The 16,358-nt window shown below is 44.2% G+C and carries 15 protein-coding genes and 1 pseudogene; 5 read left to right on the plus strand and 11 right to left on the minus strand.

What is annotated here, in order from left to right:
- Positions 1-23 precede the first annotated feature (23 nt).
- Together fabB and PCAR9_RS12235 are read right to left on the minus strand one after the other, a co-directional pair.
- On the minus strand, positions 24-1,238 hold the full coding sequence (gene fabB, locus PCAR9_RS12230; RefSeq protein WP_179983833.1) for a beta-ketoacyl-ACP synthase I: 1,215 nt from the start codon (positions 1,236-1,238) through the stop codon (positions 24-26).
- A gap of 294 nt (positions 1,239-1,532) precedes the next feature.
- Positions 1,533-3,098 (minus strand): AMP-binding protein, encoded by a 1,566-nt coding sequence (locus tag PCAR9_RS12235; RefSeq protein WP_179983834.1) that lies wholly within the window; start codon positions 3,096-3,098, stop codon positions 1,533-1,535.
- A gap of 223 nt (positions 3,099-3,321) precedes the next feature.
- On the opposite strand from PCAR9_RS12235, the gene PCAR9_RS12240 reads away from it, so the two are divergent.
- Together PCAR9_RS12240 and mnmC are read left to right on the plus strand one after the other, a co-directional pair.
- On the plus strand, positions 3,322-4,596 hold the full coding sequence (locus PCAR9_RS12240; protein ID WP_179983835.1) for a Kelch repeat-containing protein: 1,275 nt from the start codon (positions 3,322-3,324) through the stop codon (positions 4,594-4,596).
- A 3-nt stretch (positions 4,597-4,599) separates the two neighbouring features.
- Complete coding sequence (gene mnmC / locus PCAR9_RS12245) at positions 4,600-6,663, plus strand: bifunctional tRNA (5-methylaminomethyl-2-thiouridine)(34)-methyltransferase MnmC2/FAD-dependent 5-carboxymethylaminomethyl-2-thiouridine(34) oxidoreductase MnmC1 (RefSeq protein WP_179983836.1); 2,064 nt, start codon at positions 4,600-4,602, stop codon at positions 6,661-6,663.
- Between the two features lie 121 nt (positions 6,664-6,784).
- Here mnmC and PCAR9_RS12250 read toward each other — a convergent pair whose 3' ends face one another.
- From PCAR9_RS12250 to PCAR9_RS12275, 6 genes and pseudogenes are all read right to left on the minus strand, one after another.
- Positions 6,785-7,510, minus strand: coding sequence for a FlgO family outer membrane protein (locus PCAR9_RS12250; RefSeq protein ID WP_179983837.1), 726 nt, complete (start codon positions 7,508-7,510; stop codon positions 6,785-6,787).
- Between the two features lie 10 nt (positions 7,511-7,520).
- Positions 7,521-8,285 carry a FlgO family outer membrane protein gene (locus tag PCAR9_RS12255; protein WP_179983838.1) on the minus strand — a complete coding sequence of 255 codons (765 nt, stop codon included), beginning with the start codon at positions 8,283-8,285 and terminating at the stop codon, positions 7,521-7,523.
- 4 nt (positions 8,286-8,289) lie between these two features.
- Positions 8,290-8,955 (minus strand): FlgO family outer membrane protein, encoded by a 666-nt coding sequence (locus PCAR9_RS12260; RefSeq protein ID WP_179983839.1) that lies wholly within the window; start codon positions 8,953-8,955, stop codon positions 8,290-8,292.
- Positions 8,956-9,340: 385 nt separating this feature from the next.
- On the minus strand, positions 9,341-9,760 hold the full coding sequence (locus PCAR9_RS12265; RefSeq protein ID WP_179983840.1) for a GNAT family N-acetyltransferase: 420 nt from the start codon (positions 9,758-9,760) through the stop codon (positions 9,341-9,343).
- Positions 9,757-10,135, minus strand: a pseudogene (locus PCAR9_RS12270) (VOC family protein). Before PCAR9_RS12270 ends, PCAR9_RS12265 begins: the two are co-directional and overlap by 4 nt.
- A gap of 45 nt (positions 10,136-10,180) precedes the next feature.
- Positions 10,181-10,618 (minus strand): GNAT family N-acetyltransferase, encoded by a 438-nt coding sequence (locus PCAR9_RS12275; protein WP_179983842.1) that lies wholly within the window; start codon positions 10,616-10,618, stop codon positions 10,181-10,183.
- A 269-nt stretch (positions 10,619-10,887) separates the two neighbouring features.
- On the opposite strand from PCAR9_RS12275, the gene PCAR9_RS12280 reads away from it, so the two are divergent.
- On the plus strand, positions 10,888-11,598 hold the full coding sequence (locus PCAR9_RS12280) for a hypothetical protein (protein WP_179983843.1): 711 nt from the start codon (positions 10,888-10,890) through the stop codon (positions 11,596-11,598).
- A 106-nt stretch (positions 11,599-11,704) separates the two neighbouring features.
- Here PCAR9_RS12280 and PCAR9_RS12285 read toward each other — a convergent pair whose 3' ends face one another.
- Positions 11,705-12,196: a DUF2938 domain-containing protein gene (locus PCAR9_RS12285; RefSeq protein ID WP_179983844.1), complete on the minus strand. Its 492-nt coding sequence runs from the start codon at positions 12,194-12,196 to the stop codon at positions 11,705-11,707.
- Between the two features lie 91 nt (positions 12,197-12,287).
- Here PCAR9_RS12285 and PCAR9_RS12290 point away from each other — a divergent pair, with 91 nt between their 5' ends.
- Both PCAR9_RS12290 and PCAR9_RS12295 read left to right on the plus strand, forming a co-directional pair.
- Positions 12,288-12,701, plus strand: coding sequence for a helix-turn-helix domain-containing protein (locus PCAR9_RS12290; protein ID WP_179983845.1), 414 nt, complete (start codon positions 12,288-12,290; stop codon positions 12,699-12,701).
- A gap of 313 nt (positions 12,702-13,014) precedes the next feature.
- Positions 13,015-13,539, plus strand: a complete 525-nt coding sequence (locus PCAR9_RS12295) for a lactoylglutathione lyase family protein (protein ID WP_179985225.1) — start codon at positions 13,015-13,017, stop codon at positions 13,537-13,539.
- A gap of 86 nt (positions 13,540-13,625) precedes the next feature.
- Here PCAR9_RS12295 and PCAR9_RS12300 read toward each other — a convergent pair whose 3' ends face one another.
- Positions 13,626-14,690, minus strand: a complete 1,065-nt coding sequence (locus PCAR9_RS12300) for a YcbK family protein (protein WP_232091187.1) — start codon at positions 14,688-14,690, stop codon at positions 13,626-13,628.
- Positions 14,691-14,731: 41 nt separating this feature from the next.
- Positions 14,732-16,120: a L,D-transpeptidase family protein gene (locus PCAR9_RS12305; protein ID WP_179983846.1), complete on the minus strand. Its 1,389-nt coding sequence runs from the start codon at positions 16,118-16,120 to the stop codon at positions 14,732-14,734.
- Positions 16,121-16,358 lie beyond the last annotated feature (238 nt).

Consider the following 16,358-nt stretch of genomic DNA (forward strand, 5'->3'; position numbering starts at 1 on the left):
TTTTCTGTACCTAGCTTCTTTGACTAGCCATTATAACGCTGCATAACTAACGTTGCGTTAGTGCCGCCGAAGCCAAAGCTATTTGACATCACTGTGTTTAGCGTTGCTTCACGTGCTTCAGTAACAATATCTAGCCCTTGTGCTGCATCGTCCAGCGTGTCGATGTTAATTGATGGCGCGATAAAGTTATTTTCCATCATCAACAAGCTATAGATAGCTTCGTTTACACCCGCTGCACCTAGTGCGTGACCTGTCAGAGACTTTGTTGCACTAATAGGTACGCCGGCTTGGCCAAACACTTCTTGAATCGCCGCAAGTTCTTTTACATCACCTACAGGCGTTGATGTACCGTGGGTATTCAAGTAATCGATTGGAGCATCGATATTTTGCATCGCCACCTTCATACAGCGAATTGCGCCTTCACCCGATGGTGCAACCATGTCGAAGCCATCTGATGTAGCACCGTAACCTACTACTTCACCGTAGATTTTTGCGCCGCGTGCTAGTGCGTGCTCAAGTTCTTCAACAACGACCATACCGCCGCCGCCTGAACTTACAAAGCCGTCGCGTGCCGCATCATAAGTACGTGATGCCACAGCTGGATTATCGTTATATTTGGAGCTTAGTGCGCCCATAGCGTCGAATTGGCTTGATAGTGACCAATGTAGTTCTTCGCCGCCACCGGCGAATACTACGTCTTGCTTACCAAGCTGAATAAGCTCTAGCGCATTACCAATACAGTGGGCGCTGGTTGCACACGCCGAGGCAATCGAATAGTTCGCGCCGCGAATTTTAAACGGTGTCGCTAGGCAAGCCGATACCGTAGATGCCATACAGCGAGGAACCATGTATGGACCAACACGCTTAACGCCCTTTTCGCGAAGAATATCTGCAGAAAGTACTTGGTTTTCAGAAGACGCGCCACCTGAGCCTGCGATAATACCTGTGCGCTCGTTTGAAATGTCACTTTCTTCTAAACCAGAGTCTGCAATAGCTTGCTGCATTGCCACGTATGCGTAGCCCGCTGCATCGCCCATAAAACGCATAGCTTTACGGTCGATGTGCTCTTTTAAATCGATATCAATGTCGCCCCAAACTTGGCTGCGAAGGCCCATTTCGGCGAACTGTTCTGAAAATGTAATTCCAGACTTACCCGCTTTTAGTGAAGCAAGTACGTCTTCTTTATTTACGCCGATGCTTGATACGATACCAAGACCGGTGATAACTGCTCTTCTCATAGTTTACCCTTTGCGTTGTTGCGGCTTATGGTAACGATTTTGAATGGTAAAGTGGTCTGCTCTGCCGATTGCCCCACTGGAATTAGTTAAACGTCAGCGTTGCAGCAACTGCCTTAGTACCGTGCTTATGTTTACGAACAGGAGGTTTCCCAGTTCCTTTCTTTTATCGCTTTTACCGTCTGCGGCTACTTATTTTTTATTCTAATAAGTCCAATGTACCACGAATGCACAGGGTCATGACCAGTGTTAATTTATACCTTCACAAAACCTTCAAAATAGCTTTAGTGATTTCTTTTATTGACTAAATTGAGCTCTAAGTTTGTTCTTAAATATTTTACCCGTATCTTCTCTGGGCAGAGCATCGAGTATTTGTAACATTTTAGGCCACTTAAACCGCGCTAGCTTGCCACCTAAATACCCGTGTAGCGTATCAATAGAAAGCGTATTGCCGGGTGAGCATTGAACAGCCACCACAACTTTTTCGCCATACTCAGCATCAGGCACACCGAATACCGCACAGTCTGTAACCTCAGGCATTTCTATGATGACGCTCTCTATTTCAGCAGGAAATATATTGGCGCCACCTGAGATGATCATGTCTTTTTTTCTATCGCAAATATATAAGTAACCATCTTTGTCCACATAACCCATATCGCCTAATGTCGTGAATTCACCAGCGTGTAAGTCACTCGAAGCGCCCGTAGTATTGGTATATTTGAATGGCGCGAACATGGAAAGGTGCGCATATATAACGCCAATGTCCCCTACTTCACACTCCTCTTTATTGTCGCTCAGTATTTTAATTGCGGCACCGGGAATGGGTTTACCCACAGAATTAGGCTTAGCTAAAGCCTCTTGAGATGAAATTAAGGTCATGAAGCCCAATTCACTAGCACCATAAGACTCATAGAAAATTGGCCCAAACCAGTTAATCATTGCTTCTTTCACGTCGCTTGGCAGTGCGGACCCAGTTGATAAGGCAAAACGCAAACTTGAAGTGTCGTATTTGCTTCTTATCGACTCGGGCAGTTTAAGTAGCCTCACCATCATGGTGGGAACAATATAGGCGTGAGTAAGTTTAAACCGCTCTATGTCTTGTAAAAAGCGTTCGGGGTCGAATTTAGGCTCAATGTATACATCAATATTACCCGCTGCTAAACAGCAGAGCGTAAGCGCATGTGGTGCGCTGTGATAAAGCGGTGCAGATACGAAAAAGCGATCGCCTTCCGACAATTGCATTAACGCTTCAGAGAGTCCTTTGAATATTAAATAAGGGTCTGGCCGCGTTAAGTCTTCATCGCGCTTAATGCCTTTGGGTTTTCCTGTACTGCCCGACGTGTACGGAAACATGCCCTTAAAGCGTTTTGGCGTTTTACTGTGGCGCTTTGCGTTTGGGGCAGCTAATAGCGTATCAAGGCACTGATACTTTTCCCCATTTTTCGGCTCTGAGGCTAACAGTGAATTATCTATAAGGTGATAGCGCTCTAAAATGCTGTCCGGCGTTTTAATCGTGTATATCACTGCCAAGGTGGGAACGAATGACAATGATTGGAGGTCATTCTCCCCCTTTAGTAAATCGCGATGCGCGAACAGCACTTTAGCACCGCAGTCGCCCAGAATAGGCACAAGTTCGACAATGGGGCTGTGCCAATTTAGCAGAACATAGCGCGAACCCACATATCGGCATGCCTCTACTATTTCGAATATATCGACGTGATTTCGCATAAGAATAGCTACTACATCGTTATCGCACACACCTTGCTCAGCAAGTGCATGCGCGATGATACGTGCACGATCATCCATTTCGTCTCTTGTACGTTTGCAAATGCTTTGACCACATTGGTGAAACACGCCCGCCATATCTTCTCCCTGAACAATCTTCAATAGACTTAGCGCTAAATTTAACAAATTATTTACAACAACAATTAAATAAACGTATTGTTTTTACTGATAGATTGTTATTTGCAGAAGCAATAAGAAAAGAAGAGTTTTAAGCAGGTACAAACTTTTGCGGAAAAACAAAAAGGTGACAGGTAGAATACGCGGCCAAACGTTCGAAATTTAGATAAAACTGAAGATTGCTGTGTTATTAAAAAAGCCAAGAACCATTGCTCTACGCATTTTCCAAAGTGCAGTGCCCCGACTTTCTTTCGTGGTGGGTGCCTTTATCATTGCTTCTGCAGCGACTGTCTCAGCAGCAGCTGCGCCTATCGTCCTTCCCGCGCTGCCAGAGCCTGTTTCAAACAATGCCGTAGCTTCTGTAACCATAGACGAAACACAATATGTATTTAGTTTTATGGGGCTGGGCAAAGACAAGACCCATAAAGACGTGCACAACCGTGCTTGGCAGCTTCCTATTGATAGCAAAGATAAACCTTTGCAATGGCAAGCCCTTACCCCAGTTCCATCCAGCCTTGCACTTAAAGGTCGGTTGGCTTCAGTAGCAGTGGGCGTTAATGACAGCATTTATATTTTTGGCGGTTACACGGTTGATGAAGAACACAATGAAATTAGTACGCCAGATGTTTATAAATACGCTCCTGTAACAGGGGAATATACGCTATTAACGCCTATGCCTGTGCCTGTTGATGATGCAACTGCTTTAGTCTACCAAGACCGTTACGTGTACTTAATTTCTGGCTGGCACAACGATGGGAACGTAAACCTTGTGCAGGTTTATGATACGCAAACCGACCAATGGCAACAAGCGAGCCCTTTTCTTGGCAACCCGGTATTCGGTCAAGCTGGAGGTATCGTTAATAACACTATAGTAATTTGTGACGGCGTATCAGTAACACCTCACAGCGATAAACGCCGTAGCTTCGCTGCAGAAACTGCCTGCTTTAAAGGCGTAATTGATAAGAAAAACCCTTTAAAGATTGATTGGCGTACACTTGACCATCCAACAGGTACTGCGCGCTATCGCATGGCGGCAGCGGGCGATAAGGCCACCAATAAAATCTATTTTGTAGGCGGTTCAACTAACCCGTACAACTACAATGGCATCGGCTATAACGGCGAGCCTTCAACTGCAGATGACGCCATATGGACCTTTGATATTGCCGAAGGCACCTGGGTTATCTCAAAAACAGAAGCTGAAGCGCCTACAATGGATCATCGCGGATTAATTAACGTTAACGGTTCTTGGGTTACTATTGGCGGTATGCTTGGCGCGCAGCTCGTGACCAGTAAAGTAACATCGCACTTTTCAACACCTGCAGAAGTGTCCTGTCCCTCTAAAAGCCAGGTTAGCTCTGGCGTTTCAAAACAAGCAACGGATGGGCGAGCTATTGAAGTAGTGAAAACTGCCTCCAATTCAAAGTGCCAACACAACAACGACATAAACGGAGAAAAATAAACAGTGAAATCTAAGCATGCACAGGTTCATTTTAATGAGAGCGGTACGCCTGTCGCCGACCATTTTGACGACGTTTATTTTTCTAACGATAGCGGAATTGATGAAACCCAACACGTTTTTGTTGCAGGCAACGACCTTGCTGAGCGCTGGCAACAGTGGCGCAACCCAACTTTTGTCATTGCCGAAACAGGTTTTGGTACAGGGCTGAACTTTTTGGTCGCCATGCGCGCCTTCAACGAATTTAGAGCAGCGAACCCTGATCATCCGTTAAAGCGCCTGTATTTTATTACCACGGAAAAGTTTCCACTGCCTCAACAGGATATGCAGCGTGCACTAGAAGCTTTTCCTGCCCTCAAAGACGAAGCGCAAGCACTCGCTTCACTTTACCCCATGGGCCTTGAAGGTTGTCATCGCCTTCATTTTGATAACCATTCAACCACACTCGACTTATGGATTGGTGATGTGCACGAGCTTTTGCCTCAATGGCATTCCCCTGTAAATGGCCTCATCGATGCCTGGTTTTTAGATGGTTTTGCACCTAGCAAAAACCCTGATATGTGGACAGATGCTCTGTTTAGCCAAATGGCTCGCTTGTCAAAAACCGGAACTACCTTTGGAACCTTTACCGCCGCAGGAATCGTAAAGCGTGGGCTAGCTGGAGTGGGTTTTACCATTAAAAAACGCAACGGTTTTGGCCGTAAGCGCGACATGCTGACCGGCGTTTTTAACCAAGACAATGAGAATGTGCAGCATAAACTTCGTCTGCCTGCTGGCCCCTATTACAGGTACGTTAACGGCAGTTTAGATAAAACAAGTGAAGTCGCAGTAGTAGGCTCCGGCCTTGCAGCAGCTACGGCATGTCTGGCTTTAGTAAAACGCGGCATTAGCACTACTTTGTATTTTGATGGTGACACCCTTGCAAGCGGCGCGTCTGGCAACCCGCAAGGCGGCTTTTACCCGCAGCTTCATAGCGAAGCAAGTATTGCCAGCCGCATTCAGGCGCACAGTTTTTTGTATGCTAGACAAGCCTACGACCACACTATTGAACATGCAAAAACCTGTGGCCTAGCCGACGTTGCCCATGATTTCTGTGGCGTTATTCAACTAAGCTTTAACGACAAGGTAGCAGAGCGTCAAAATAAACTGGCAGCAGCCGACGTATGGCCTGAAGCTTTGATTAAGCCCGTAGACAGCAAAGAAGTGAGCGATATCGCTAACCTAGCTCTTCCCTACTCTGGCTTATACATTGGCCTCGGCGGATGGATTTCTCCTCCACAGCTAGTTACTGCCATGATTGAAGAAGCACTTCAAAGTGGCAAACTCACGCTGAAACCCAATCATACCTATATATCTCATGAGGCAATTGAGACAACAAAGCAGCGGGTGCAGATTCGTTTTAACTTAGATAGCGCTGAGAGTGAAGAAGTTATTACTGCCGATCACCTTATCCTTGCCCTTGGAGCAGGTGCGGTAAACGCTAGCGATTTTGACAGCCTGTCCCTTCGCCCTGTTCGCGGACAGGTTGAAGCTATTCCAACCCAAATGCCAATTGAACAGCTTAACACTGTGTTGTGTCACAAAGGCTATATGACACCTGTATTCGAAGGTCGGCATGCGTTAGGTTCAACCTACGTCAAAAACGACTTAAGTACCGATGTGAGAAGTGACGAAACTGAAATGAACCTCGCCACACACGAACAGGCGCTGGCAAACACCGACATCGTGCAAGCATTACAACATGACGGTAAAGCCAGAGCGGCTACGCGTTTAGGTTCACCCGACCACCAGCCTGTTGTCGGTGCACTACATAATTTTGACTCATTAAAAGAACACTACACTATGCTAGGCGTGGGCAAACCGTTAACCAGCGCGCCAGTGTTGCCAACCAGCGTAGTTTCCACCCTTACTTGCTTAGGGTCACGAGGGTTAACTACAGCGCCTTTAATGGCAGAAGTCTTGGTGAGCAGTCTATGTAATGAGCCGCTACCTTTAAGCAGTGATCTGCTTAATGCTGTAAACACAAGCCGCTTTATGACTCGCGAAGCGATTAGAAGTCAGGGTAAATAGACGGAGAGGCCTTTGTAAAAACTCTCCTGTGCAAGACACAAAAGATCGGATGTTTAGAGGTTTTAAAGCGAACATGAAACGAGTTCGCTTTGAAAAAACAGAGCGTAATGGAAGTAAATGGCTAGTTTACGCTAGCCATTTTATTTAAATCCATCACGATAAACGCAGGAATGTATACGTTGGCGCTTGCCACCACTTGTTTATTTTCCAGCGACACGATACGGGCGTTTACGCGGACGCCTCTGTCATCTTCAATGATGGTGCCAGTTACAACATGGTCCATTTCAACCTGTTTAGCGAGTGCAGTACCATCTCGAGTAAGTACGAAATCGCCAATTGGCGTTACGGTAATGCCACCAGCAAGCTTAAAGTCGACAACCGCTAACCCGAAGTCTTGCAGCTCAGCAATTAAATACTCTGAAAGCTGATTGCCTAACACGGTGCTGTCGCTCAACGACTGATTAAGCCTCACAAAGCTCGCCACACCCACCATATCTTGCTGCGTAAGACGGGTTGCATTGTCCATTAACTCCATCGCAAGTTGCGAGGCGTAATCATTTAAGCGCTTATGCGTTTGTGAAGGTGAATAGCCATGATGTAGTGGGTCTTTATAGCCAGGTTCGACTTCCACGTGCTGTTGATATTGTCTATCGCGAGAATCTGGTGTGTACTCCAGCCCTGAGCGGCTTGGTACAGGCACTGGCTCGGCGTGATGAGTAATTTCACCGTCTTCACCTAACCAAAATGAGCCAATAGACTCTGTGCTAGTGCACCCTGTCATACATACACTCAGCAGCACGCCAACGGCTGCCCAACTGCTTGACACAAGCTTCTTTGTAAACACCATGCTGAAACTCCTAGCCGCGACTTAGCTTAACGCCATCGCGCATACCGTTTTGCTGGCTACCGTCACTTGGAATAAGTGCATCTACTACGTAGAACGGCACTAACATTTGCGCAGTTGCCACCACTGCGCGCGATTCCATGCCCAAAATACGAGCGTTAACTAACACGCCACCTTGGTGCTTTGTCATCGTTCCCGTTAACACGTATTCAATAGGAAGGCTGCTGCTCAATTCCAAATAGTCTCGGCTTAATACAAAATCGCCATCGTCAGTAATGCGAATATACTCGGTGGCTTTGAAGTCGATAACCGGCACGCGGAATTTATGCAGTTCATGAACAAAAGATTCCGCCATCTGACGACCAAGCAAATCTGTTTTCTGCAAGTCAGTATCCAGTAGTGCGAAATGGGTTACACCAATAGGTGTTTTGTTATTCACATATTCCATATTGGCAATTAAGTCTTGCGCCATGTTCTTCACATAGTCGCCAATATGCTTGGTTAGAGGTCGACCTTTATACGCGCCCTGTACGCTCGAATACAAAGGGGGTTGACCGATAGCGCCGTACGCGTCCATACCCTGAGGCTGAGTATCACTGGTATTTTCAACTGGCTTCGTAGGAGCGCGGTCGGCGGCAGTAATATCAATCACATTCATGGCCGGGCGCTGAGGCGCTTGTTCGGCGACCTCTTCTTCCCCCATCATCATAGAGCACCCGCTAACGCTTAGCAGTGAAGCACAAAGCGAAAGCGCCGCGTATTGATTTCGTCTTTTCATGGGGTTACCTCGTACCTTCAGTTCTGTATAACTTACCGTTTCTGGTGGTTACTTGTTCTTCGCGCCAAAACAGTTCGGCAGGGAAAAAGCGTGTTGCTGCAGCGACAATGTTTTTATTTCTAGCGTTGATAATTCGAGCGTTAACCACCGCACCAGACTCTTGATACACCATGGTGCCGGTAATATAAAAATCGACGCGCTCAATGTTGGAAAGCTGGTCGATATCGCGGGTTAATACTCTGTCGCTTTCGTTACTAACAATTATATCGTTCGAAAGCTTAAATTCTTGAGTAGAAAAGCCTCTTTTCGTGGCCTCAGTAATCATTCCCTGTTCAAGTTGATGGCCCAATAGCATTAACGGGTGTTGATGGTCGGCGCTGTATTTCATAGTATCTGCAGGTACAAAGCCAACTACCGCGTAGCGTGACTGACGTGCCGGACCCACATCCGCAAAAAGTTCATTTGCCAACATATAGGTATGGTATTCCACATTCCCCAATGCCGATACGTCGCTGGCATCGGTTTGCGCAAATTGACTTTTAGGTTTGTCAGATGAAGAGCAACCAGAGAGTAAGCCTAGGAAAAGCGCGGCATATGCCAAGGCTTTCGCGACTAAGCGACCATTTTCTGTCGGCAAAGCGTGAGAGGCAGGTTTTGTGATACTTTTCATTACACGTGTCCAGTGAAAAACGTCAAATTTCTATCGGAAAGAAGCAAAAACTCATCGAAAAACAGTGATCAGCTACTACGCAAACCGACATTTTCAGTGTCTTTAAACAGGCTTTTGCAAAATTCACACCAAAGAGAGGCTACAAGTCGAATTGAGAACGCTACTTTTAAGCGTGTTAGATAAGGCGGCTAATTTCAGGGGGGATATAGTTTTTCAGTGCTGAAGGAATTTAAGATTCAACGCCATACAATTCAAAAAAGCGGAGGGGACTTGCCGCTTTAGGACAGAAAGCTGCCGATAATTAAATAGGCAAAGATCACCATGCCAAGTGATTAAAAAACTTGAGAACTCCCGGGACTCTCATGCCACGTTAATGACCAAGTAGCTAAATAAACCTACACAGGCCTAAACCTAAGCTCTGACCATCGCGAGGTTTAAAGCCAAACTTAAGATAAAAGCTCTCTTTACCGTGCGCAGCCAACAGGCCAATGGTTGCGCCAGGTGCGCAGCAAGACTCCAAATGTGCAATCAACGTGTTCATTATCTTCGATCCCAAACCTTTATTCTGATGTCCTGGATGAATAATGACGTCTTGAATATAAAAATACATTGCGCCATCGCCAATCACCCGACCACAGCCTACAAGGTTGCTGTCGAGGTAAATTGTTGCCCAAAACAACGAGGCATCAATACTTTTTTGAACAACCGATAAACCCGGGTTACTCCATCCAATCAACTTTCTTAAATTGGCAAAGTCTTCAACTGACGGAGGGCTTTCTTTAATGGTGTAATTCGTATGCATCATTCGTCATTCCGCCCTTCGTTCTCGCAAAAGCTAGCTACCTAATTCGGTAATGTGAAGTAGTTCGCCCGACGGGCCCCATATATAGAAAACACTTCCCCAATGTTGTTGCTCAATTGATGAAATTTTCGTTTTATGTAATGAGCGTGAGCACAGATCAAAAGCGTCCTGAATGTCTGCTACACATATTTGTAGCATAAAGTTATTCGCCAATTCAGGATTATAAAAGCGCTGAAGAAAGAAGAGACAATCACCATTTTCAAACAGTGTGAGGTCTTCATTTACGTACTCTGCATTAAATCCAATCTCAGAATAAAATGCTTTAGAAATGTCGTAGTTTTTGCTTGGAATAAAAGTCTTAATATCTATGACGTCCATATCTTGAGATCCCTCGCATTTCGCTGCTTTAAATTTAAGTCGTGGCTAAATGGCAATAACAGCAAGCATGTCTTCGCCATCTTCATCTAACCCCACCTCTTCGAAACCAAAGCTTGAATAGAAGGCTTTGGCGACAGGATTCTTGGGGTTATAGCATATCTCTATCTGTTTGAGCTCAGAAGTTTGCTTTATAAGCGTGATAGCTTGAGATAGAGCAACTCTGCCAATTCCATTATTCTGATGGCTCTCATCAATCATAAAGCGCCAAATGGACACTTTGGTTGGCGTTTCCTGAACCCACATCAAGAATCCTACGGGCTGGTCGTTGCAATAAATGGCTTTGCAGGTATGGTTCTCGTTGTAAAAAGACTCAACCAACGACCACATATTGCACGCTACAAACGCTTGCTGATTTTCCGCCACATCCAAGTCACAAACCTGCTCATAGTTAGATTTGTTTATTTCTTCCAGTGAAATTTTCATCCTGTCTTCTTTTTCCGGTTAATTATTAAGAACAAATAAATAATTGTGGCTGTTTTGGTATTTTAAACTTTCTTATCAGCAATTGAGGTAAGTAATTTCGTTATTCATTGTGATATGTTGTTCTTGGTTCGTGTTTTAATCTTTATAATATAGTGACACGCTTTACAGGAACTGTTGGTTAGGAGCATACGGAATAGCGCTTTTGACAGAGGTAATCTTACCCACAACAAGCACATCACCTTTCAGTTATTGAAATAAGGATATTTATATTGAAAAAACTCTCTTTTGTTTTGACCGCAGTATTGTTCACTACTGTGGGTTACCTTATCGGTTCGTTAACCAGTGAGCCACGTCTTCAGAAACAAGGCCAAGCAACTAACCTAAACAATACAGCAGCTCCCCACGCGGATAAGTCAGGTTCAACTTCGTTTCAGGCACTAACTTCAGCGGAAGAACTTACGGTGACGAAAGTCGATACTGACGCTGAGCTAAAAAATGAAAAGCTAACTAGTGATGAAACCAATGTTCACGCTTTGATTGAACCAGAAGACCCCATTGACGATACAAGTCACATTTTGCAGGTCAATAACGACGTGGCCACATTAGACACTAAGCGTTTAGGTTCGTTGACTATTACGGAATTAAAGGGTCTTGTTGAGACGATAAAGTTTGCTCCAAAAACTAGTGAGACCCTTTCAATAGAAAACGATCTGCAAGATTCACTTATCGACAAACTAAATGAGCAAGACGCAGCACTGTATCAAGAGGCCGTTTGCAATAATGACCTTTGTGCAATAGAGGTGGCGTCAGATGACACTGAAATATTAAATAGTCTAGTAGATGACTTAATGTTTGACGCAGACATTTCCTCTAGTATGCAAGGAGGCTTTGTTAGGCTATACAGTGAAGATAATCAACACGTTGCTACATTTCTTGGCGTAAGAAAAGGTAAGGCATCAACTGTAATAATCGCCAACTGAATGCTCCCAGTTACCGCTTATTTTACTAGCTAATACCTTCCCTAAACAGATTCTGTCTGGCACTCTGCAGCTTTTATTTGTATTTACCGCTCGACCAACTCCATTACTATAAGGACAGGACGGAACTAAGAACTAATGCCGAAAGGTACAACCCTAAGCCAAATACTGCATGGTTTAAAACGCTATGTAGACGGACAGCGTTAGGATTAGGCGTTTTCGACGCGGCAACTCCTGCGCCCATACCAGGCTGCAATATAAAGAACGGTGCAATGACCGTAGCGATACCGAGCGCTACTGCTGGACCTAGTGTCGGCTCGAACAACCAAGCCTCTCCAAATATAAGAAAAAGTAACACCGCATAGCCAATACCAATCACGTAATGCGCTGTCCACCCAATGATCTTCTCACCACTCACATCATCGGCGTGTGCTATAGAAGTATGCGAGAACCGCCCTTTTCTCATATGCCCTATCCAACGCCCTACCATGCCCCAATTTGTTGGAGCAATACCAAACAGTTGTTGCCTTAGCAGCGCCCATAAATCCATCACTAGGGTAGCCCCAATACCAATTAGCATGATAAAAACAATATTCTGCATATTCACACTCAACAGCTAGTTACAATTAATTAGAGATGATAGCCTACAACTTCAAGTTAACTTTAAGTCAAGCGAACCTTTGGAAAAGTGTATGGAAATATCTCAAGTTGCAAAAAAGTCCGGAGTTTCAGCTTCCACGCTGCGGTTTTATGAAGAGAAAGGTCTTATCAGTTCTATTGGTAGACAAGGTATACGCCGCGTGTTTAGCCCAAATGTACTAGAGCGGCTTGAACTAATTGCACTAGGTCGCGCTGCAGGTTTTTCTCTAGAAGAAATTGCGGGCATTTTGGGGAACGAGGCAAAGCCGGAAATTGATCGTGAACTACTACTGAGAAAAGCTAATAAATTAGACGGAACAATAAAGAAGCTTACAGCTATGCGTGATGGTCTGAAACATGCGGCAGCCTGCACAGCGCCAAGCCACTTAGAATGCCCTAGATTTCGTCGTTTAATGAACCTCGCCGGTACAGGGGCAATAAAAGGCTTAACAACGAACAGAAAGTAAAATGACAGCTTTTAGACGTGTATTTGTTCGAGCTGGAATTTGAAATTATACGCGCACACCCTTCTTGCTATTCACCCAGCGCAATTATCCTATTAAAAGCCACAGCAATAATTTAATTTTATTAAAATAATAATAATCCATAATTTTAAGTTAATAACTTTAAGAACTAGTATATCGGTCAATCAAGGGCGCTTGCCCGGTTTACAGTAATACAACAGTTAAGGAAGTTATGATGAAGAAGTGGCTATTAATGATGGCGAGTTTATCGGTAATCACTCTACCGACATTTACAGCAAATGCTGTGCAGGAAACAATGACGAAAGAAGAGCAAGCCTTACAAACGGCTTATCCACGTGCCTTTTCTCACATTGGTATTTCGGTACCAGATTTGGAAAAAGCGGTAGAGTTTTACAGTGAAGTACTTGGTTGGTACACCATAATGGAGCCGACTAGTGTGCAAGAAGATAACAGCGCAATTGGCAAAATGTCGACCGACGTATTCGGCAAGGGATGGGGCAGTTATAAAATTGCTCATATGTCGACCAGCGATAAGATAGGTATTGAGCTGTTCCAATTTGAACAACAGAAAAACCCTGACAATAACTTTAAATATTGGGAAACGGGCGTATTTCCCTTTGCAGTTCAAGATCCAAATGTTGAAGAACTGGCGCAGAAAATTGTGGATGCCGGCGGTAAGCGCCGTATGGAAAAACCTCGCTACTATTACCCGGGTGAAAAGCCATATCGTATGATTTATATGGAAGACCCGTTCGGTAACATCATCGAAATTTACAGCCACAGCTACGAACTTCACTACGCTAGCGGTGCTTATCAGTAAGTCTAACAATCGTTAAAACGCCCGCATGTAGCGGGCGCTTTAGCTAATCGAAAATTAAATGCAACTGAGAGACCCCGATAATCTGCTTAAGGCTTTCTCCACCGCGCTTTAATACCACGGGTATCAATATGAATAAATGGACCTCGGTGAGGTTTAGGCCCATAAACCCCCATACCACCGATTAAGCCTTTATATTCACTGCGTTTGTTTAGCTCTGCAATCATGTTGGCCATTACGTCAGCATCTTTAATATTCACTACCCCATCGCTGTTCAAGTCATCCATTCTGTAGTTACCGTCATTATCTACAAAAATGTCGGCTGCATCGCCATATACATGTCGACTAAACTTGACGTTACCGATTGCCTTATTATATTGAGGCGTTCTGTATCCGCTCATGATCACCATGTTTGAAACATGAATTTTGTTCATATTCATTTCTCTTCTAAGCATTTCGAGCTTTAAAAGTAGAGATGGACGAAGATACACGAATTTAGGGTAGCCAGAGCGCTGTTTACTGGTGAACTCTTTCAATTTGAAATGGGGAGACAATAGTAAGTCTTGGTTTTTCTGGGTAACTTCAATAAAGCCTTCGGGTTCAACGTAAACGTCTTTATTTTTTACTTCGCTTTCATCTGGATAGGGCCCTATATGATAATATTTTAGGCGTCCTCCTTGGACTTCCTCGGCAGGAATCATCACAAATACATTTAACGACATATTAACCTGCCCGTCTTCGCTTCTTATTTCTAAGCGCTGCTCGCCAGGGGTATCTTTCGCCTGCCAATGCCATGTCATAGACTCGGATTTTGCAACCATTACACCGTTTTCAAACAGCTGATAGTTTTTATCCGGTTGCGGATAAATAATTTCTAGCTCTGTAATCTCTTCAGGCAATACAAATGAAGAAAAGACGTTGTAAGGCACCACGATATTATTGATCTTTAAACTAAACTCAGCATCCTCCAAGTGAGCTTTATTCTCAACGACAACTGGCTCGTGTGGCGCTCTTTGAGTGCTTCTTTTAGAGACTTTTTTCTGAACCACCTCGGCATTTTTTGCATCTGCGCCCTGCGCAAGGGCATGTGCATAATGTGCGTTAAAAAGTAATGCGAATGCCACTACCGAAGCTATTAGGTTGTTCACTATCATCTTCATTTACCTTGTTACCACTATTATTCGTTTATATTTTTTTACAGAGACGCTACCTGAGTAAGCGCCTTAGCGTCGCGTCTATCGCGCTGATAAATATCATTTCTAAAGTTCACGGTACCGTCTTGGTCAGCCCACGCGGTCCAATACACCAAATGAATAGGCAGAGGCTCTTCGAGGTGAAAGGTTTTTGACTGGCTTAACTCACGAGCTGTCATGACGTTGTCCATTAGACTCTCTACGCCCTGCTCTTCTGCAATTAACTTTGCTAGTGAAAAGGGGTCTTCCAATCTAATACAGCCGTGAGACGCTGCGCGGTTTGTTTCACTAAACCACTGTTGATAGGGCGTATCGTGCACGTACACAGCGTGTCGATTCGGGAATAGATACTTAACCTTGCCTAACGGATTCTTTTTGTTGGGGAGCTTTACTAAAAAATGATCAAACTGATAGGGCTTTATGTTTTCCCAATCGATTGTATTGGGGTCAACCAACTCTTCATCAACAAAACTATTTTTACGAATAACAATGTTGTTTTCTTCTAAGTAATTAGGGTTGTCTGCTACTTTTGGGGCGATCTCTTTAGTCGTGATCGAAAGTGGTATACGCCACTCTGGGTTAACGACGAACTTTTCGATATGATCGCTAAAAGAAGGCGTAGCCCAGCTTGGCTTGCCTACTACCACATCTTTAGTGGCTTTTACTTTACCTTGACTAATATAACGAAGGCGGAATTCTGGAATGTTAACTAACACGTAAGCATCGCTGTCTTTTTCTTCGAACATCTCCAAGCGTGTTATATTCAGTGCTAATTGCTGGGCTTTCTCATCTGCCGATACATTCAGTGCAGCAAGCGTCTTTTTGCCTACTACACCATCTACTAGAAGGCCATGACGGCGTTGAAAATCTTTTACTGCATTTTCGACATCTTTATCGAAAATGCATGGTTTGGAGTGAGTAGCGGTTAATGCATAAGTACAATTTGTATCTATCGAGGTGTATTCTCTGCCTAAACGAGCGACTAATGCACTTACAGCTTGAGCTTCCTCTTCACTGTAGATAGGTGTTGCATCTGCTGAAGCCTTTCTCAATGCACCATGCTTGAGAAGCAAGTCTTCGTCTAAGGCTACCCAACCACCTTGCTGAGCTATAGAAGAATAAAAAGCATAGGCACTTTTCATTTGCTTTAACTGTGTCTGCAAAACAGAGTTGTTACTTGTCTGTTCTAATGCTTTTGGCGAGGAAGTAGAAACGGTCGAGGCAACACCTACTAAAGGTAACCAGAAAGATGCAGCAGCAATAAGGAGTTTTTTCGCTATGCTAGAAGTTCGCTTTTTAGGCGCTAAAAAGCGGCCAGAAGCGTTCACTTCTAATTGATTACTATGGCGCAATTGAACAGTATGCTTGACGGCTCGATGTTCGGTTTCCATTGTTCCTTTCCTTGAAAATACACACATAGACAAGGTCGCAAAACAAGTGCCAGAGAATAACAAAAACATAACCCGCTGAAAAATATAACTTATTTACATAAACAGGAAGTGAAAGGCTTTAGATAACAGAATTATTATGTGTAGGTAATTCAGCTTTTCAGTAAGATTTTTACGGGAAAAGGTTAGAAAATCGCCGTAAATTTTACAAACTAGATAGGTTTAGAAATATAAATAGAGC

The organism is Alteromonas macleodii (assembly GCF_903772925.1).
In the GTDB taxonomy this organism is placed as follows: Bacteria; Pseudomonadota; Gammaproteobacteria; order Enterobacterales; family Alteromonadaceae; genus Alteromonas; species Alteromonas macleodii_A.